At 41.2% G+C, this 19,802-nt stretch carries 20 protein-coding genes; 4 read left to right on the plus strand and 16 right to left on the minus strand.

Going from position 1 to position 19,802, the window contains the following annotated elements; genetic code table 11:
- Positions 1-207: 207 nt before the first annotated feature.
- The gene (locus tag B9T36_RS06470) at positions 208-678 is read left to right on the plus strand and encodes a spore coat U domain-containing protein (protein WP_086208689.1); all 471 of its coding nucleotides are present in this window, start codon (positions 208-210) and stop codon (positions 676-678) included.
- Positions 679-701: 23 nt separating this feature from the next.
- Here the strand turns inward: B9T36_RS06470 and B9T36_RS06475 are convergent, their stop codons facing one another.
- The 13 genes from B9T36_RS06475 to madL all read right to left on the minus strand — a co-directional run bounded on the left by B9T36_RS06475 (position 702) and on the right by madL (position 13,173).
- The gene (locus B9T36_RS06475; protein WP_086208690.1) at positions 702-1,679 is read right to left on the minus strand and encodes a spore coat U domain-containing protein; all 978 of its coding nucleotides are present in this window, start codon (positions 1,677-1,679) and stop codon (positions 702-704) included.
- A complete protein-coding gene (locus B9T36_RS06480; RefSeq protein WP_086208691.1) occupies positions 1,670-4,039 on the minus strand; it encodes a fimbria/pilus outer membrane usher protein in 2,370 nt (789 codons plus the stop codon). Before B9T36_RS06480 ends, B9T36_RS06475 begins: the two co-directional genes overlap by 10 nt.
- Positions 4,040-4,045: 6 nt before the next feature.
- Positions 4,046-4,795: a molecular chaperone gene (locus B9T36_RS06485; RefSeq protein WP_086208692.1), complete on the minus strand. Its 750-nt coding sequence runs from the start codon at positions 4,793-4,795 to the stop codon at positions 4,046-4,048.
- A 43-nt stretch (positions 4,796-4,838) separates the two neighbouring features.
- Positions 4,839-5,315 carry a spore coat U domain-containing protein gene (locus B9T36_RS06490; RefSeq protein ID WP_086208693.1) on the minus strand — a complete coding sequence of 159 codons (477 nt, stop codon included), beginning with the start codon at positions 5,313-5,315 and terminating at the stop codon, positions 4,839-4,841.
- A gap of 580 nt (positions 5,316-5,895) precedes the next feature.
- On the minus strand, positions 5,896-6,819 hold the full coding sequence (locus B9T36_RS06495) for an acyltransferase domain-containing protein (RefSeq protein WP_086208694.1): 924 nt from the start codon (positions 6,817-6,819) through the stop codon (positions 5,896-5,898).
- Positions 6,797-7,675, minus strand: coding sequence for a triphosphoribosyl-dephospho-CoA synthase MdcB (gene mdcB, locus B9T36_RS06500; RefSeq protein WP_086208695.1), 879 nt, complete (start codon positions 7,673-7,675; stop codon positions 6,797-6,799). The genes B9T36_RS06495 and mdcB overlap by 23 nt, the downstream gene beginning before the upstream one ends.
- Positions 7,653-8,333, minus strand: coding sequence for a malonate decarboxylase holo-[acyl-carrier-protein] synthase (mdcG, locus tag B9T36_RS06505; RefSeq protein WP_086208696.1), 681 nt, complete (start codon positions 8,331-8,333; stop codon positions 7,653-7,655). The genes mdcB and mdcG overlap by 23 nt, the downstream gene beginning before the upstream one ends.
- A gap of 10 nt (positions 8,334-8,343) precedes the next feature.
- Positions 8,344-9,060, minus strand: coding sequence for a biotin-independent malonate decarboxylase subunit gamma (gene mdcE, locus B9T36_RS06510; protein WP_086208697.1), 717 nt, complete (start codon positions 9,058-9,060; stop codon positions 8,344-8,346).
- A 4-nt stretch (positions 9,061-9,064) separates the two neighbouring features.
- Entirely contained in the window at positions 9,065-9,952 is an 888-nt protein-coding gene (locus tag B9T36_RS06515; protein ID WP_086208698.1) for a biotin-independent malonate decarboxylase subunit beta, read from the minus strand.
- A 3-nt stretch (positions 9,953-9,955) separates the two neighbouring features.
- Entirely contained in the window at positions 9,956-10,264 is a 309-nt protein-coding gene (gene mdcC, locus B9T36_RS06520; protein ID WP_086208699.1) for a malonate decarboxylase acyl carrier protein, read from the minus strand.
- Between the two features lie 5 nt (positions 10,265-10,269).
- Positions 10,270-11,925, minus strand: a complete 1,656-nt coding sequence (gene mdcA, locus B9T36_RS06525) for a malonate decarboxylase subunit alpha (RefSeq protein ID WP_086208700.1) — start codon at positions 11,923-11,925, stop codon at positions 10,270-10,272.
- A 21-nt stretch (positions 11,926-11,946) separates the two neighbouring features.
- Positions 11,947-12,708 (minus strand): malonate transporter subunit MadM, encoded by a 762-nt coding sequence (gene madM, locus B9T36_RS06530; protein ID WP_086208701.1) that lies wholly within the window; start codon positions 12,706-12,708, stop codon positions 11,947-11,949.
- A 63-nt stretch (positions 12,709-12,771) separates the two neighbouring features.
- Complete coding sequence (madL, locus tag B9T36_RS06535; protein WP_086208702.1) at positions 12,772-13,173, minus strand: malonate transporter subunit MadL; 402 nt, start codon at positions 13,171-13,173, stop codon at positions 12,772-12,774.
- Positions 13,174-13,309: 136 nt separating this feature from the next.
- On the opposite strand from madL, the gene B9T36_RS06540 reads away from it, so the two are divergent.
- Positions 13,310-13,978 (plus strand): GntR family transcriptional regulator, encoded by a 669-nt coding sequence (locus B9T36_RS06540; protein WP_086208703.1) that lies wholly within the window; start codon positions 13,310-13,312, stop codon positions 13,976-13,978.
- Positions 13,979-14,079: 101 nt separating this feature from the next.
- Here B9T36_RS06540 and B9T36_RS06545 read toward each other — a convergent pair whose 3' ends face one another.
- Both B9T36_RS06545 and B9T36_RS06550 read right to left on the minus strand, forming a co-directional pair.
- Positions 14,080-15,915, minus strand: a complete 1,836-nt coding sequence (locus tag B9T36_RS06545) for a monovalent cation:proton antiporter-2 (CPA2) family protein (RefSeq protein ID WP_086208704.1) — start codon at positions 15,913-15,915, stop codon at positions 14,080-14,082.
- A gap of 396 nt (positions 15,916-16,311) precedes the next feature.
- On the minus strand, positions 16,312-17,178 hold the full coding sequence (locus tag B9T36_RS06550) for a LysR family transcriptional regulator (RefSeq protein WP_228146977.1): 867 nt from the start codon (positions 17,176-17,178) through the stop codon (positions 16,312-16,314).
- 122 nt (positions 17,179-17,300) lie between these two features.
- Here B9T36_RS06550 and B9T36_RS06555 point away from each other — a divergent pair, with 122 nt between their 5' ends.
- Entirely contained in the window at positions 17,301-18,026 is a 726-nt protein-coding gene (locus B9T36_RS06555; protein WP_213033320.1) for an alpha/beta fold hydrolase, read from the plus strand.
- 161 nt (positions 18,027-18,187) lie between these two features.
- Here B9T36_RS06555 and B9T36_RS06560 read toward each other — a convergent pair whose 3' ends face one another.
- Complete coding sequence (locus tag B9T36_RS06560) at positions 18,188-18,808, minus strand: TetR/AcrR family transcriptional regulator (protein ID WP_086208707.1); 621 nt, start codon at positions 18,806-18,808, stop codon at positions 18,188-18,190.
- Between the two features lie 132 nt (positions 18,809-18,940).
- On the opposite strand from B9T36_RS06560, the gene B9T36_RS06565 reads away from it, so the two are divergent.
- Positions 18,941-19,783, plus strand: coding sequence for an enoyl-CoA hydratase-related protein (locus B9T36_RS06565; RefSeq protein WP_086208708.1), 843 nt, complete (start codon positions 18,941-18,943; stop codon positions 19,781-19,783).
- The last annotated feature ends 19 nt before the right edge of the window (positions 19,784-19,802 follow it).

Here is a 19,802-nt window from a genome sequence, read left to right on the forward strand (position 1 = left end):
GGTGAAATATTCTTAATATTATTTACATTACTTTGATATTTAAACAGTTTTTCTATAACTTATACCAACATGGTTTTACCAAACGATTAAATATAATTCAGTTTCTGCATTATTATGTAATATAAATTATAGTAATCAACGCTATATTTCCCTATATTAGTCACATAACTATTGATAATCATTGTAGTCTCGTGGAGACAGTACACCATGAAACTTTTCAAATATTCTTTCGCAATTCTTGCCGTCATTTCTGTTTCGGCGTATACCATGAGTGATCGTCAATCCTCACAATTTAAAGTTAAAATGCAAGTTACAGAAATTTGCGATATTGGAACAGGCAGTACTTCGGATATTGATTTTGGAACAGTGACTCGTAATGCACAGAATGTGCAAGCGACAGGAAGTTTAAATGTTTATTGTACCAATGGAACACCCTATAACATTGCGTTAAACAGCAATGGCAGTTTAAAACATAGTAATGATATTTCTATACAAATTCCTTATCAGCTATACCAAGATGCTGCCATGAGTAAAGAATGGGGCAATATTGCAGACAATCGTTTGTCTCAACAAGGTACTGGGCAAACGCAAAATATTACCATTTGGGGAAAAGTTCCCAATGCTAATGTTCCTGCAGGACAATATAGTGACAAAGTGACCGCAACCATTACCTATTAAGCTTACAAGGAATAATGAGCAACTTAGTAAGTTAAAGTGACTGTGATTGTATCGGAGTATTGTCCAACACTTGTGATCGTTTGAGCTGGAACAGCTGCATACACAGGAACACTCTGGTTATCTACAGGATAAAAAACATTCGCCTGCCATATTTGTGAACGACTAACATCTTTATATAAATTGTACTGAATATAACTTCCCACTGCATTTCTCATTCGTCTTTGGCTTCCTTGCGCATTTACGCCATTATCCAAACTAACTTGCATACTGGTTCCTGTTGGACAAGCCAAACGAATAAGTCCTGAACCAAATAATGGGGTGTTTAATTGCTCAACAGCTCCAAAGTCAATATCCGTAGCCGATTGGATTAAACAACTATTTTCATAATTGGAGTTAACGATGAGATTATTATTTCCTGTATTTGAATTTGCAAAAACCTCTTCATTGCTGGGTATTGCAGAACCATAACGAAAAGCAGAATAAAGTTTCAGATTTACACTATTTGTGGTGTAACTTCTCGCAGGAACCACTTGCCCAGCGAGCACTTGTCCATATATTTTAATTTGAGTACTTGCATTCGCCTGGCCAGCCTCGACTTGAAAAGTCTGGCACTGCGCCTGACTTTTACGGTCTGAACCTGGAATTTTGTACGTTCGCGCAGCATCATAGTACAAATGATAATTGAGCAGTGTTTCAGGATTATAGCTAATCATACTACGAGGATCATTCCCCGAAGGAGATGTACTATCAATTGCTAAACACATTTTATATGTGACTGGCTGACTCCAATTAGAGTTACAGCTAACCGTGACGTCCGTTGAGGCAGTAGAAGAACCTTGAGCATTTGCAGTACCTAAACTGAGAGTCGCCCCCCCAATCCAGCAGCTTTCTGCATACGCAGGCGAATAGATCAGCCCACAACTAAGGAGCAACAAGCCAATACAAGCCAAATACTGGCTAGAATAGTTCATTTTAAACCAGTGACTGTAGTTTACTGACATACGATTTGCCCCAAATCACTATAACCATTTAAAGTTTCAAGATCTGGCAACTTTACTCTGCACTGCTTGAGCTGATCACCTATATATAGGGTATTATTTTTTACATTATCCAAATACACCATACCATCATGCGCCACAATAGTCGTCGGTTGAAGTTGCTCATTTGGTTTTTCTTGCCAGACAGAAGTTCCTACCGAAAGGTTATTTCCTTGCAAATCGACCACTTGAAGTTGTACTGATTTGACCTGATACATCGGGAATCGAATAAATACCCCGCTCGACTGCCGAGGAACTGTATCCTGCTGGGTCGTTTCAATTTTTAAATTGATCGGTAAATCCAAAGTATCTACAGCCACACTGTTATGTTGATATGGATTTAAATAATCAAGCAGTAAATAACCTTTCCGATTTGTTTTGCCAATTAAACGATTTTCTAAACGTACAGGTACATCTGCAACTTGATCTGTTGAAACAACTGCAAATGAACCATTGCCCAGACGTTTAGCTAATACTGTATCTTTTAAAATCACCAACCCACCACTCACAGAAGCATAAGCACTGGTATTATTTTGTTGATCAGATTCGGTATGTTGCACATTAAATTGTGCCAAACCATAACGTCCTAAATAATCCAACTGCCCCTGAAATTGTGAATATTGCTCAGTATGGTTGGCTAAAGCTTGCCAACCTAAACCACCTTGGTCTTGATCCACAGAATGTAAAACATTCAGACTCATTTGGTTTTGGTCATTGCTACGCTGAGCGGTAAGTGTCGCAGAATTACGCTTTGCCCATGGTAAATTTAAAGATAGATAATAACTATTCTCTTTATTTAACAAGTCACGGCTATAACTCAAACTCAAGTTCATTCGTCGCGGTAAAATATAAGACCAGTTGAGCAAAACAAAACGATTACTCGCTTGATCTATGTATTCCTGCTGAATATAGCTACCGCCAAATTGTCCAAATTTAGTATTTAGTCCCATATAAAATTGATCGGACTGGCTTGCAAATGTTGCATCGTTTAAGCTTGCAATATCATTAAACTGTCCGAACTGACGTAGGCCATTATAGTTTAGACTGAGCAATGCGGAGTTCCAGCTATAGCCAAAACCCAACAATTGACCTTGTTGCTCGGATGTATGGCTATAAGCATAGGAAACATTGATTTGCCCTGCGCGCTTGCCTAATTGATAAACTGTTCCTAAACCTGCTTGTTGCAATTGTTCCGTAAGCTCGGCATGCGTTTCTACTGTGAAAGTATTACTTAGCCCATAACGATAATTTCCACTAAAAGCGGGATCATTCGCATAATCAAAAGAAGATAGACCATAATTAAGCTTAGGATAACCCAAGTTCAAAGACCAATCATTTAGTCCCTGTGCCAATAAATGATTGGCACGATACAAAGAAAAACTTTGAACTTGCTGCTGACCATTGATGTTGGTAATGACCATCTGGGCATTTCCAGCCCCCGTAATACTCGGGATGGTTTGGATATCAAATTGCCCTGGTACCACATTTTGTGAAGATTGCTTGATCCCATTAATAATTAGATCAATTTGAGAGGGCAAAGTCACCTGACCCTTAAAACTCATTAAGGGCGTGGTTACCGTATAAGGCTGTAATGCAAAGTTTTTAGATATGCTCAAACCGCTCAAACGCGTTGAACGTGTCCATGTAAGCGCATCACTTTGAGCATCACCTAAACGCAATCGCAGCAATTGATTTGGAAAATCTTTTTCCCAATACGTATCAAGTATTTGACCATCAGTCGCGACATGATCTCGATACTGATAATTTCCTGACAGACTTAAAACGCCATTAAATAAGCCAAAATAGCGTAGCTCATTCCAACCATTAAATGAAAAAACATCATCATTTTGTTGGGCAAATGCCGTGTAGTTAAGTAACAGCCCCTTTTTTTCTTGTAATGGGTTGATACTGGCGGCAGGTAAAGCTTGATAACCATATTGGTTTTGTCCGCTTAACAACTCAACGGGCACTTGTATTGATATTTTCTGATTCAAATTATCATACTGATAGCTCAATCCATTAATTTGATCAAGCGCAATATAAGTAGCTTGATCTATGAGCATTTGCGGAGCATCCGCATGAATGGCAAAACTATCTAAAGATGCACGGTCTATATAAAGCTGTTGACCTCGTTGCAGGAAATGACCAATTTGTGGCTGAACAGACTGATTAAGTTCGACATCCAAGTATAAGTCTTGCTGGATTTCACTTGCTTGCTCTGGGGAGTCCGACTCTGCAAAAACGTGAGGAGCAATAACAATAATTAGCCCTGCACAGAGTAAACGACCGACTCGAACGTTCAATGAAGAAACTCCCAAAGACATAAGATATCAAGGAGATATAGGAAGTTCTTGTTCCCGAACATCCATATTTACAACTGCTACAAATTTTCCATTAGGTTTGACATTTATCGTAGCAGGAATAGACCATTGCATACTTTGACCACTCAGCACATACCCCATGAGTCCTTTTTGGATGGGTGTTTTTTGCCCCTGCGCATCAACATAGGCAAACTGGCTAAAACGTTTATAGTGCGGAGACAGGTTAGTAACCGTTAATTTGTTCGCATTGTATTTAAATGTCATGCCATTGAGCGAGGTTACACCTTGTTGAATGACATCAGTGCTTGAGGCCTTAAAAAATACAGGAATTGAATATTTCAGCAACAACTGAAGACCACTTTGCTTTTCTGCTTGAGGGTTCGGTAGCTCATCAACAATCAAACGATAAGCTTGCTCAGATGGGTTATTGCTTGCAGTACTACGAATAAGACGAACCAACTGTCTTTGGCCTGCGGGAATCGTCAATACCATTGGGCTTGCGATCAGATCTTTAGACGGGGTTAAAATATCTTGATTATTGGTTTGCGTCCAAGCATTTACTCGAACTTGACCTTGGATGGCTTCATCCCCAGTATTGGTTAACCAAAGTTCTTTGACTTTTTCTTGAGGCGAAAATTCCAATAAAATAGGCGCAACCTGCAAACTTGCAGCATGCGCCTGTATCATAAAAATACTCGTTGCCAATATACCTAAGCTACACTTACGCAGTACATTTGACCAACGCGACGTATTTTTCATGCCGATACCCTTTTCGTGAAGAATATCCTTACGATAGCAAAAATTAATACGTTACTGTAGCGGTAACCGTGTCGATATATTTACCTGCTCGAACATTTGTTGAACCAGATACTTTTGCAACAACAGGAATAGCCTGTACGCTACCTGAACCTACACCTGAGTATAGATTACTATTATTATCCCACTGGCTTTTGTCACTTGTATTTTGGAATAACTGATATGCGATGCTAGATGAAGTATCTGTCTCATGTGTCATTTTCCCACTGCCTGCTAAACCCACTTTATATGGTGTTTGGCTTGTACAAGTAACATTTAATGTTCCTGTTTTATCATTTGCAGCCACAGCACTGTTTACACTACCAAAATCAATATCAGTGGCATTGATTGCACAAGTAGAAAGCACTTCAATTTTCACTTTAAAGTCAGCAGTTGCCGTTTTTGAAGTGGTAGCCGCATTTGCCTGTCCAGCTAAAACTAAACCAGCAGAAGCCAATAATGCAGTAGTAAGAAAATTTTTCATATAACGACCTAAAACTATTAAATTAGATAATCAAAAAGCAATCGCCATGAATAACATTGCTTTTTATAGATACTTTTTTATATAGAGGTTCACACATATAAAAAGTAATCGTGAAATCTATCACATTTTTTAAAATTTTCAATAATTTTTTTTATTTTTTGGCATTTTTTGTTATTTTCATCATTTTTATTTATCTAATAGTGAGGCCATACGCATAGTAGAAGATTATAGATTTTGGAGCACAATTTTGTTCTAAAATCCCATAAACGAGTGAGGTAATCGCTTAAAAATTAAAAATAAATGATGATATGTAGAATAGAAAATTCAGCTTCATACTGCGTTTTAAAACTCGATAAACATGATTGCTATCAATAATCCATTGCCCTTCTAAACCAACCATTCGTCGTAGATTCAAGCTAATTTAATCAGGACAAAAAGCGGATAAAGGAACACGGCTCTTCATGTGTTATTCAGTTCATCTACATACTGAAGAAGTGATGTAGACATTGAACGATCTTCAGGACGACTGAATGTGATTTAAAACGAAAAAGCACCGAATACATTTCATATCATCTTCGTTTCAAGATGATCCAATACTTTGCTTTTCTAACCATACCTGCAATCCAGACCAACTTTTAAAATCATCCACTGCACGTACAATACAATTTGGATTACGTTCCAAGAGCATTTTACTTAAGGCGCTGCCTGGCCCAATTTCTAAGACAACATCAGGCTGATTTTCTTCTATTGCACTTAAACAAGCATCCCAATCAATCGCGTGATTCATTTGCTGAATTAGCGCACTCACGGCATCTGTGGTCTTAAAAAACTTATGCCCACCCGAACCGCTAATCATGGCCGTGCACAAACCAGCAAAGTCTTGTTGTTGTAAAACCTGCCGATACGGCTGAACCGCAGCATCCATGCATGCCGTATGCGATGCAACGGTGACATTCAAGCGTTTAACAAAACGTGTTCCTCGCAATTCGAGTTGCCGGGTCAACTGCTGTAAATTGGCGTCAGCCCCACCCACGACAAAACTACTATCACTGAGCTTAATGGAAAGTGCGGTTGACGTTTCAGTCAACAACGCTTCAAGTGTATTGAGATTGATGCCCTGAACAGCCATTAAGCCACATGCATGCTGAGAGGCTGAAGACATTAACGAGGCACGCTGCTGGGCCAAATATAGTCCTTGCTCCAAACCTATCTGCGTTGCACAAATGAGCGCACTTAACTCTCCGAGTGAATAACCTGAGAAACTCATAAGGTCTTCAATCTCAGGTCTTAACTTTTGCCAACGACACCATTGCAAAGCAAAAATAAAAGGCTGCGCAAATTCATTCGCATACAAATCTGCTTCGGTTAAATCGGAACAAAATAGTCGCGGCAAATATTGCTTTAAACTCTCTGATACATGAAGCTCATCCGCCAAACTGAGTAGCTCTTGCACATGGGCTAAGCTTTGGAGTCCTTGCCCACTAAATATGATTGCGAAATTCATGTTCCACCTTCAGCATGAATAAAGTCACCCCCAACAAGTCCGCACTGCCCCCCGGACTTAAACGATGCTGAACGAAATAATCTTCCACTTTAGCTACGTCTTGCACCCAATTGTGCTGTAGCACACCGCCACGGGCCAAAAACTGCTTGGCTAGATCCTGCACAATATATAAGGCTGATAAACCACCACGCCAAACAATATTGGTGTCTTGTACATAGGCCATCAGACTGAATAAAGTCTGAATTGCAGCCTGCTCTGCATTGACCGTTTTGCTATAAATCTCAATATACGTTGGCAAGGCAACATCCATCACCGTTTTAAAACCTGAAGCCACCTCTTCAATCGCCCCTGTGATGCCATATTGACTACGCATACGTTGCCCATGACTGTTAGGATTTCGCTCTAAATGATGTAACAGTTCATCCTGCCAAGTACTTTGAATTTTGTGACTGATTGAGCCTGCATTCAAGGGACTATCAGCTGCTAGACATTGTCCTACTGCAGCACTGGCAAAACCTAAATTAAAAATCGCCCCTTTATGGGTATTGATCTGCTGAGTTGCAGTCATCATTTTTTGTTCAGCTAAAATGCCACATTGTCGAATCTCGTCAAAATCGACATCGCGATAACCGTTCAAACATTGCGCCTGAAAATAGCCCTGTAAAGCATCTACACTACATTGGAATAAGCTAAAGTCCATGTCACGATGACTGCCCTGCGAACTTGGACAAACCAAACCAGGCTTATGTTCTAAACTGGCTTCATCCAATAACGCCATACATGCCAAACGGTCTAATCTTTCAGCAGTCCTGATAATGCTTGGGCATAAAACTTCATGTGGTTGTAGTAGTTGCATATTCAAGCTTCCCTTCGAATAATTGTTCTAATCTCAGCATCTCGACACGCTGAATTCCTTTGACGATCACTTGCTGGTTCATTTCAGGAAAAACCGCAATTAACTCATTAAATGACACATGCCAGTCTGGATGGATTTGAATCTCTCCATCCAAGCGAATAGAACTCTGGGCTTGAGCCTGTTGAAGCAGATTTAGAATCTCTGAAGTGTGTGTTAAATCTTTTGGATATAACACCAAATCCAAGTCTGATGTTGAACGTACATAAGCTTCTTTAGTGAGATATTCATAGGCATAGGAGCCATAGACATATACTTTGCAGCCCAATTGTTCTAAGTTGCCTGCAAAATCACTCAGCGCTTTAGGTTGTAGCAGTTGCGAGTCCGCTTTTAACAAAGCCTGTAGAGAAAGCGGTCGAGTGATCTGCTCGATATCGTGTTTCTCGACTAAGCACGCCACCCGATATTTATAGCCTTCAACCAAGCAATTAATCGCCAGCTTCACTTGTCCCGCATCCATATCGTCCTGCCGACAAACGGTCATTGGAATATGTTGGCTCAACAGCTGATACACCTTTTGTTTCACTGTTTCAGGTAAAGAAACATCTAAAAAATGTAAGTTTGCTGAATCACAAAGATAAGCTAAGTCATGACGATCCATATCTGCTTCCTTAACTGTGGACAACTTTCTCAATAATGGCATTACACAACACACGCCCTTGACGCTGCTGCCCCACCACACGGCGTTGATCTGTCAGATAAGTTTCAAGATGTTGTTGTTGATTTAACAGCGCTTGGCTAACCCAATCGGTCTCCAAATCTGGCCAAATGGCATTGATTGCGCCCATTTTGTAAAAATTTTCTGCCCCTGGAGCAAAAATAGCTGAGCTTTGTGACAACTCTTTTAACTTTTCGACTGGAATTTTAGTGACCCGTGCCATCGCGTTTAAGTCCATGACTTTCACTTGCGAATCACTGAGTGCATAAACTTCGTTTGCCATGAGGCCATAGGACAAGAATCCACCACTGACAGCTTGACCAAAAATAATCGCGAGGTTGGCATGTCCACTTCTGCGCAGTAGGTCAACACAAGATGCCAAATGCGCGAAGGTACGGTTTAAGCACAGTAACTCATCAGCACGGGAAAGCGCTTGACCTTGAGTATCCACAATAAACACTACAGGTGTCTGTTGCTTCTGCTGTACAAGCTCTAAAATTTCACCTGCCAGTTCCATGGCAATCTGTTGATTAATAGGGGCGGCATTGACTGTGCCTAGAATCCGCACTGGACCCGCATCCGTTTGCGCATTGCCCTTAATCACATAACCTTCGATCTGATAATCCAGTTGATGCGGAAACAACTGTTGTAAAAGTAATTCTGTATTCATGAGCTCATCCTTGCTTTAACAACACAACTTCATGGGCAGACAACATCGGAATTTTTTCTGGCTGTGTAATGCCCATGTCATGCCAAATCTGTAAACCATCATTTTTACCAAACCAGCGTTGGTACTGTTGCTCAAGCTGTTGCTGCTGTTGCAATAATGGTTCTAAGTCTAAAGAAGCGACCTTAGCGTCTAGCTGCGTTAAAATCGCATCACGAATATCGGTAATATCATCCTCAACCAAAGCCTGCACATGGCTCAATAAATAACGATGTTTACCGCCTGTGACACGCCAAACCAAAGCACGGTCTTTCGAGTCAAACTCTTCTACGCCTTTCACTGTTTCAATCACTTCTGGACCAGACAGTGCCAAACGCCCTTCTTCCGTCATGATGATGGCACTGCTCAAACATGCACTAATCCCCATACCACCGAAAGCGCCACAGGTTCCGCCAATCACCGTAATAATGGGAATGCCTGCATTTCGTACCTGTAACATCGCACGCATAATTTCCGAAATGGCAATCAGACCTGCATTGGCTTCATGCAGACGCACACCACCTGAGTCGACAAAAAACAGTACCGCTTGCGCTTGATCTTGAATGGCTTTATGCAAGAGACCGACAATTTTCGCCCCGTGGATTTCACCCACAGCTCCACCCATGAATTGCCCTTCTTGAGCCATGATATGTACAGGTGTTCCGTTTACACGTGCCGTACCAATAATCACGCCATCATCAAAACTACCCGGAATATCCAAAGCAGACAGGTGTGGGCTAACTTCAATTTCAGCAGGCTTTAATATTTCATTAAAACTCTGAGCATCGACGACCGCTTGAATCCGCGCACGTGCAGTTTTTTCATAAAAACTGTTTTTGAGCATCACTTGATCCATGTTCTATACTCCCTTAAACATAGATATTGCTTGGCTTAATCGCAGGTTCACCACAGCTGGGGTCGCGCCCATATCATTTAACTGAAATTTAAGCCCTGCTACCGCATGACGTTGTGCAAATTCATTCAGTACAGACTGCCAAACATGTTGAAAACCGACGGCTGATGTCGTGACTTCAATCTGACAAATATCCGCCTTATCATGCTGTGAAACCAAGACTTCTAAATTTCCAGAACCGACCACACCACAAATGACAGCTGCTTGTTCAGCGCTCAGTGGCGCTGATTGCAATTCAAATTTTAACTTTTCCATGTCGATCACCAGTTTCTAAAGCGACTTGGGGGACTATATAAACCACCCGACCATTTAACTAAATCTTTCACCGATTTTGCCGCCAACAAATCACGGCTGACCTGTGTTGGATCAATGCCTAAATCTTCTGGACGTTGAATAATCCCGCGCTGGCGTAATTCTTCCACTTTGGCCTCATCACGCTGCATCCCCACTGGGGTATAACCAGCCACACCACGGATGGCTTGTTCTCGTTCTTCAGGTGTGCGACATAACAGCAAGTTAGCAATACCTTCTTCCGTCACAATATGGGTTACGTCTTCACCATAAATCATGATGGGCGGAAGTTCGCTCTCCATTTTGTCCTGTAACTGCCACGCATCTAACTCTTCAACAAAGACAGGATGCATATGTTCACGGTATGTTTCGACCAACTGCACCACCAACTTACGCCCTTTAATCAGTTTACCGTCGACCGCCTCACGGCCTGCTTTGGTATAGGCATAACTGGCATGACGGCGTCCATGCGGATCAGAGCCCATATTCGGCGCGCCACCAAAACCAGAAATCCGGTCTACGGTTGCAGTTGAACTGTTGCCCTGTAAGTCAATTTGCAAGGTTGAACCAATAAAGAGATCACAGGCATATAAACCCGCAGTTTGACTAAAGGCACGATTGGAACGCATGCTGCCGTCACTGCCTGTAAAGAACACATCTGGACGCTCTTTAATATAGTCTTCCATCCCCACTTCAGAACCGAAGCTATGGATCGAATCGACAAATCCACTTTCAATCGCAGGAATTAAAGTTGGATGCGGATTCAAAGCCCAATTGGTACAAATCTGTCCCTTTAGTCCTAAGGATGCCCCATACGTAGGCAGTAACAATTCAATTGCCGCGGTATCAAAGCCGATACCATGGTTTAAACGTTGAATTTGATATGGTGCATAGATCCCTTTAATCACCATCATTGCCATTAAAATTTGCACTTCGGTAATTTGTGCAGGATCACGGGTAAACAATGGTTCTATATAGTTGTGCTTGGGACTTTCGATATAAAAATCGACCCAATCCGCAGGTACATCCACACGCGGTAACTTATCGACAATTTCATTGACCTGCACAATCACAATCCCGCTTTTAAATGCAGTCGCTTCAATAATTGCAGGCGTATCTTCGGTATTCGCACCTGTATAAAGATTGCCCTCTCGGTCGGCCGCATGTGCCGTAATCAGGCAGACATTTGGCGTCAAATCAATAAAGTAACGCCCATACAGCTCTAGGTAGGTATGGATCGAACCAATACTGATTTTTTGCTGCTGAACCAATTGCGCTAGACGTAAACTTTGTGGGCCTGCAAAGGAAAAATCGACCTTAGAAGCAATGCCTTTTTCAAAGACATCAATATGACTGGGTAAAGCCAATACTGACTGCACGATATGTAAGTCATGAACCACCTCTGGATTACACTGACTTAAACTCTTTGACAAAAAGTCGGCCTGCTTTTGGTTATTACCTTCTAAACAAACGCGATCACCACTGGAAATTACCGTTTCCAAAAGTTCAATCACCCGAGCATGCTCAACTTGTTTTGCAAAGCCTTGTTCTTTAGCAAGATTCAGTTTTTCTAGTCTGCGGGTACGCTGCTTATCCCATAAGCGCGTCTTAACCATTTGGTTCATGGGGTCACCTTTATGCTGTGCTTAGCCGAAGATGGCATTGATTGTGAGAAAAAATACAGAGGGTCCAAGTAAACAACCAAGACCGGTATAGAAGGTTGCGACCAATGCACCATAGGGTACTAAACGCACATCCGTTCCTGCTAAACCTGCTGCTGTGCCACTGGTCGTCCCCGCCATTCCACCAAAAACCATGGCAGAACGTGGACTTTTGAGATACATAAATTTTGCGAATAACGGTGTACCCACCATGAAAAACACCGCTTTAATCAGACCAATTGCAATTGATAATGCAATCACTTCTGAGCTTGCACCGATGGCTGAACCTGTTACTGGGCCAACGATATAGGTCATCGCACCTGCGCCAATCGTGGTCATCGAAACGGGATCTTTATAGCCCATCAACCACGCCACCATTGCACCGATCAAAAATGGAATCACGCAACCAAGTGCAAGCGCGATCAGACCCACCTTTCCTGCTTTTTTCACTTCTTTAACGTCGACTTCAAACGCCGTTGATGCAATGGCCAAGTCACGAATCATGGCACCACCGAGTAAAGCGAAACCTGAGAAAATAGCGATATCTGAAATGCCCTTTTCACCTTGAGTATAAATCCCTGCAAAATAAGCCAAGACCAGCCCCAGAGTGATCGCGATGGCTGAGCTTTGTAACTTGCCTTTGGTGAGATATTTCGACAAAAGATGCGACACATACATCATTAAACCAGTCACTGCGAGCGCCGCGACGAGGGCATTTTTGGTAAAAACCGTAATTATTTCTTCCATTGCGTTTCTTCCTTGTAACCGTACAACTGATTGTTATTTCGTGTTATGACAACACCCTTATCCTTAAGCGGCTTTTTCAGTCTGCTCTACAGCCCATTCATAGTTTTCATAGTCACCACTGGATTTATTCAACCAACGAATCACTAAGACGGTACCAATCAAAGATGCAACTGAAACTATCAAACCCAACATCCCGCCCGACATAGCCGCAACTACGTTTTGGCCTGCCGACATGGCAACCACAATCGGGATATACATACCTGACCAGTACAACACACCAAATTGAGTCACTTGAGGTAAGTGCCCACGTTTAGCTAACAGCTCCTTCGATAGAATTAATAAAATCATGGCGATGGCCACACCACCTACATTGGCTTGCACACCAAGTGCAATCCCGAGGGCATTGCCTAGATAAACACCAAGTAAATGGCAAATTGCCAATATGGCTGTTCCGTAAATAATCATTGCTGAATCCTCCCTGGATCATGCAGCGCTTCTAATAATCTGACTTATAATTTGCTATAGTTATAGCTTATCTGTATCCAGTGTACAATGTTTTGTACTCAAATAAACATAAATTGTATACAATTTTTGGTGATGTATGACTTCAATTGCGGAACTTCCTCTTTCTATTCAAATTAGTAAAAAGTTAGAGGATGATATTATTTATGGCTTTTTCCTGCCTGGGACGAAGCTGGATGAACAAGAACTTTGCGAACGCTATGGTGCTTCACGTACCCCGATTCGTGAGGCATTAAAGCTATTGGCCGCTGAAGGCTTGGTTGAAATTCGCCCACGTCGTGGCGCAATTATTCCAGCCATTAATTCACTCACCCTTTGTGAAATGTTCGAGGTGATGGCTGAATTAGAAGCCATGTGTGGACGACTGGCAGCACGGCGCATTCAACCTGAAGAAAAGCAAGAATTACAACGCCTGCATCAGTTATGTCAGGACTATTTAAATCAGAACGACTCAGAAAATTATTATGAGGCCAACCGTTTATTTCACTTTGCTATTTACCAAGCCAGTCATAATGCCTTTTTAATTGAACAAGCCTGTACTTTACATAAACGTTTGCACCCATACCGCCGCCTACAACTCCGCGTTAACCATCGAATGAATCATTCATTTTCAGAGCATAGCGCAATTTTAGAGGCCATTTTTGCAGGTCACGAACAAGAAGCCGAGGCTTTACTGAAAGCACATGTGGTAATTCAAGGTGAGAAATTTACGGATTTTATTTCAACCTTAGAACATTTAAATACTTAATTAAGCAACCATACCCTTAAGCCACATGGAATTACTTCATATAGAAAAAGAGGCCTGAAACAGACCTCTTTTATCTCCCAGTTTAAGCGTTAAACGAAAACTCAACTATCCGTATCACGAGGCTTTACGAATTCATTATCATTTAAAACTTGCCCTGTATGCTGTGGCTTAATCAACGGTGCAGTAGGACGAGGGTTACGCTGAGTGTACTGTATCCCAATACCTGCATTAACATCATCAGCCGCTACCTCCGTTTCAAAACGCTGACTATCTAAAGCACGAATATCATCACTCACTTGCTGTATTTCTTCTGGACTAACACCCAGTTGCTGCAAGGCAGTTTGACCTAGAACCAATGCGGATTCAAAGGTTTCCCGTACCATCAAACTGACATTTTTCTTCGACAGATACAACGCATGTTCACGGTCATAACAACGTACAATCAGTTTGGCTAAAGGAAACTCAGCATTGACTAGTTCTACAATTTTATTAATGGTTTCTTTGTGATCAACACAAACCAAAATGGCTTCGGCTGTATCTGCACCAGATGCATGTAAAATGTCTAAACGACATCCATCCCCATAGTAGACATCAAAACCAAATTTTTCTGCGTTTTGGATCATGTTGACATCGTTATCAATAATGGTCACATCCACGCTACGAGCCAATAACAACTGACTGGCCACCTGACCGAAACGACCGAAACCAATCATTAGTACTTTGCCTGTTAAGCCGTCAGCAACTTGCACCTGATCTAATGAATGCTCATCCGTTGCAATGGTAAAGCGTTTAAATATCACCCCAATGATTGGAGTCAACACCATGGATAGCACGACAATTGCAGTTAAATTTGACTTAATGGTGTTATCAATAATTTGAGCGGTCGTTGCGGCACTAAAGAGTACAAATGCAAACTCACCGCCCTGTGCCATGAGTAAAGCTCTATCCAAGGCTTCAATATGATTACTCTTGGTTAAACGTGCCACCACATAGATCATGAGTGCTTTAGTCAACATCAGCGCAATCACACCACTGAGGATGAGTTGCCAATTTGCTTTGACCACAGACAAGTCTAAAGACATGCCTACCCCTAAAAAGAATAGCCCCAAAAGTAGACTTCGGAACGGTTCAATATCCGCTTCAATTTGATGGCGAAAAGTTGATTCGGAGAGCAAAACGCCTGCTAAAAATGCTCCTAGCGCCATGGATAAACCACTGAGTTGCATCAGCAACGCGGCACCTAAAACCACCAAAAGTGCAGCGGCAGTCATCACTTCACGTGCTTTCGCTGCTGCTAAAACTCTAAATAAAGGATTGAGTAGCCAATGCCCAGCAACAATTAAGCCAGCAATTGCCAGTAGCCCTATGCCAATCCCTTGCAAATCAATTGATGAACTTTCAGTCGCATGATTGGGGGACATAAATGCGACCAAGGCTAATAATGGAACAATCAATAGATCTTCAAACAGCAATATTGCAACGATCTTTTGCCCCCGCCGTTGATGTAATTCGCCTCGATCATTGAGCAATTGCATCACGATGGCAGTCGAGGTCAAAACAAAACCCGCAGCAGCAATGAAAGCTATTTTCCAACTAAAACCAAACAGCATGCCCATGCCTGTCAACGCAGCCACCGCGATCAAGATTTGCAAACTGCCCAATCCAAAAATTTCTTTCCTCAAACTCCACAGATGTGAAGGCTGCATCTCCAATCCAATGATAAAGAGATACATCACGATGCCCAGCTCAGCGATATGTAAAATGGCTGTAGGATTATTAAAAAAAGCAAAACCAAATGGCCCAATAATCAGCCCTGCAATTAAATAACCTAAAATAGAGCCTAGACCAATACGTTTAAAAAGGGGAACGGCAATCACCGCAGCACTTAACAGTACGACAGGACCCACCAATCCTAATGAATCAACTTCTGCACTCATGTTTTTCTCATCTTTATTTTTTGCTAATCCATACTAACTTTACTATTTTTTAATTTTACTCAATAAAATCTATTTAAAATGGACTGACCTGTAGTTGATGACTTTTGCTCGAATCACAACTTAATTTTCACAACTTGGCAACTAGCGGACTAAACGAATTATGCTCATAAATGACGCTATACTGAGAACTATATACAGCATTGTCGTTTTACATCAAGGCTCTGTTTCATCAAAAAGAAGAGCATTTTTGCTTCAGTCGCAACATACTTCCATTGAAGACTCGTTCAAATTATCAATCTAATGCCAAAAATAATTTAGAAAAACTAAATAGTTGAGTGTCATAGCAAGCGTAAAATTGAGCTAAAAATATATTCAATGCTATGGCTACTGCTCCTTTTAAATTCCAAATTTAAGTAAAATAAAATCAATAAAACTCTTTAATTTAGGCGTCATTCTACGATCACGTGAATACAAAATATGTAATGAACCAATCACTGGCTCATACTCAGGTAATACCCGTATTAATTGCCCTCTTTCCAAATCATCCGCCACCAGCTCATAAGGTTGTAAAAGTAACCCCTGTCCCGCAATCGCAGCTGCACGTAAGGCTTCACCACTATTTGTCCAAAATCTGCCTGTAATTAAAACCGAACTTATCCCATTAGGCCCTTTAAATGACCATTCTGTGCGCAAAATAGAATGTGTAAAGACCAAACATTCATGGTTTTTTAAATCTTCTGGTATCGACAGTGGAGCACTAGACTGAATATATGCTGGAGAAGCACATAATACGAGTTGATAAGGAGCCAACCCCCGCACCAATAGCCCACTATCCTGCAATTCACCCGAACGAAAAATAATATCGTAACCTTCCTCAACTAAGTCGATTTTACGATTGCTAAGATTCAATTCAACAGAGACTTCAGGGTAGGTCTTTAAAAATTCGGTAATGGCGGGTGCCAAGGCATGATTCCCAAAAGTGACGGGTGCACTGATACGTAACTTGCCTCTAGGCGTTGAACGTGTCTCCGCTAAAAAAGCCTCTGCTTCTTGCATCTCAGCCAAAATATGCTTGGCTTTTTCATAATAAATCCGTCCTGCATCAGTCAGACTTTGCTGGCGAGTTGTCCGATTCAACAACTTAATTTCTAAGCTTTGTTCAAGAAATCTTATGTGCTTTCCAGCCACTTGTGAAGACAGATCCAACTCAATTGCTGCGGCAGAAATAGAGCCTAGCTCCACAGCCTTAACAAACACTTGCATACAAGAGAATCTATCCATTTGAATCTTTTTATACCTAATGTTGATATTTTTAGATAATTTATCTCAAATTATTTCCTATGTATAGTGAGCACATCAACAATATTCAAATCAAGAGATACATCATGCAAAACCATCAACACACAGATACTCAAGCAGCCTCTAACCATAAACCAACAATTGTACTTGTACACGGTGCATTTGCAGACGGTTCAACATGGAATCAAGTTCTCAAACTTTTACACGCTGAAGGCTTCAATACTATCGCGGTACAAAACCCTTTAAGCTCCTTAGATGACGATGTAATCGCAGCTCAACGTGTATTAAATAGAGTTGAAGGTCCGGTCGTCCTTGTGGGGCATTCTTGGGGAGGCATGGTGATAACTGAAGCAGGACAACATGAGTCAGTAAAATATTTGGTTTATGTCGCCGCTTTTGCACCCGCCGTTGGTGAGTCGATCGTCGACTTAGGACAAGGCCTTCCTACACCATCGGGCTTTGCTCATTTAGTCAGTGACCAAGACGGCTTTTTAACTTTGAGCCTTGAAGGCATTGAACAACATCTTGCACAAGATCTTAATGACTCTGTTCAAACCCAATTGATGTATGCAACACAAACCCCAATTCGGGCAAGAAACTTTGAAGAAAAAGTAAATGCTGCCGCGTGGAAAGTGAAACCATCCACTTATATCATTAGTGAAGATGACTATATGTTGCAACCTGAGCTACAAAAGAAAATGGCTGAAAGAATGTCAGCCAATATCACCACATTGAAGGCAAGTCATGTTCCACATTTGTCACAAGCAGCTGAAGTTGCAAAAGTAATTATTGAGGCAGCATCAAAAGTTTAACAGTTATATAAACGGATGATTAGAGCTTAAAATGTTTCATGCATTCAGCAGAATGCTGCATTTTAAGCCTCTAAAAGCGTTTCCACGATCTAGCCATAAAATTAAATCACAAACATGAAGATTTACGTTATTCAATCACAAGAGAAATGCCATACATCCTTTTACTCAAAATCTAAATGCGCCTTCACCAATTGATTAAACCCTAAAAGTGCTTTTTCAATTACAGCATCTTTAGAAATATGTTCTGGTAACTCAAAAACATTATGAATCATCAATGACGCGAGTCCGTGTGCAAAAGACCATGCGGCCAGTGCAGCAGAACGAACTTCTTTGGACTGAATATCTTTTTCAAGCACATCCGCTACACACTGCTCTACCACAGCATAAGCATTTTTTCGTGCCGTAGAAAGAGTAGGATTCATTTCACTATGTGCCAATTGAGAACCAAACATTAACTGATACATGGCAGGATGTTCAAAAGCAAATAACATGTACTGCCGACTAATCACCTGCATTTTATTTTTCTTGTCTATCCCTTGCTGACATTGTCCCAAAACACTTTCTAACTGAGCAAAGCCTTGTGCGGCAAGATGACTCAATAGTTCATCCTTATTGGCAAAGTGATGATAAACAGCCGTTGCACTCACACCCACTTGTTCAGAAATAGCCCGAATAGACAACTTATCTGGTCCGACTTCTTCAAGCATTTTCTTTGCTTGATCAATGAGTTGAGGTTCAAGATTACCAACATGGTAATTTTTTCTTTTGACGGATTTGTTCATAAAGTGCTGAGTAAAAATCAATATTCTTCTGCCATTTATCCTAGCATAAATTTAAATGCACCATTTAAATTAATCTTTACACTGTAAAGATTAAGGTTTAGAGTATTTTTTAAACATCTTAAGGACAGAGTGATGAATCAAAATTATGAGTGCTTTCAACTGAGTATTCAGGCTCAGATTGCGCATATACAACTTTCCCGCCCTGAAAAAGCAAATAGCTTAAATTTGTCTTTCTGGCGTGAATTTCCTCAAGTGATTCAACAATTGCATAAATCTGGACAGATCCGAGCGTTGATTATCTCGGCTCAAGGTAAAGTATTTTGTGGAGGTCTTGATCTGAGCATGTTTAGTAATCAGGCCGAATTTCATGCACAAAATGCTGTAGCACGTGAAAGCATCATGCAAAGCTTAGCTCTGATGCAAGATGCATTGACTTGCCTTGAAAAAGTTAGATTCCCTGTAATTGCAGCAGTACATGGCAGTTGTGTCGGAGCAGGTTTTGATTTGATTGCAGCATGTGATTTTTGTTTTGTGACTCCACAGGCCAAGTTTCGTATTGAAGAAACCAATATTGGGATGATGGCGGATATTGGCGTATTACAACGCATACCCCATCAAATTCCCTTCAATCTTGCCCGCTATCTTGCTTTCACGGGAGACACATTGCTCGCTGAAGATGCGTACCGTCTCGGACTAGCGGTTAAAATTTTAGAAACACCAGAAGCACTATTGGAACATTCTTTTAGCATTGCAAAAAATATTGCTGTAAAGCCACCTGTAGCCATGCAAGGCATTAAACGCAGTCTACTCTATAGTCGAGACCATAATGTGGCTCAAGCCCTAGACCATACTGTGATGTTGCAATCAGCTATTTTAAATGGACAAGATATTTTAACCATGGTGCAAAGCCGTATGTCTGAAGCATCACCGCAATTTGAAAACTTACACCCGATTCAATTCGCTGAAACTCAATAAAGCGCTAGAAAAAATCAAC

Source organism: Acinetobacter sp. ANC 4204, assembly GCF_002135205.1.
Taxonomy (GTDB): Bacteria; Pseudomonadota; Gammaproteobacteria; order Pseudomonadales; family Moraxellaceae; genus Acinetobacter.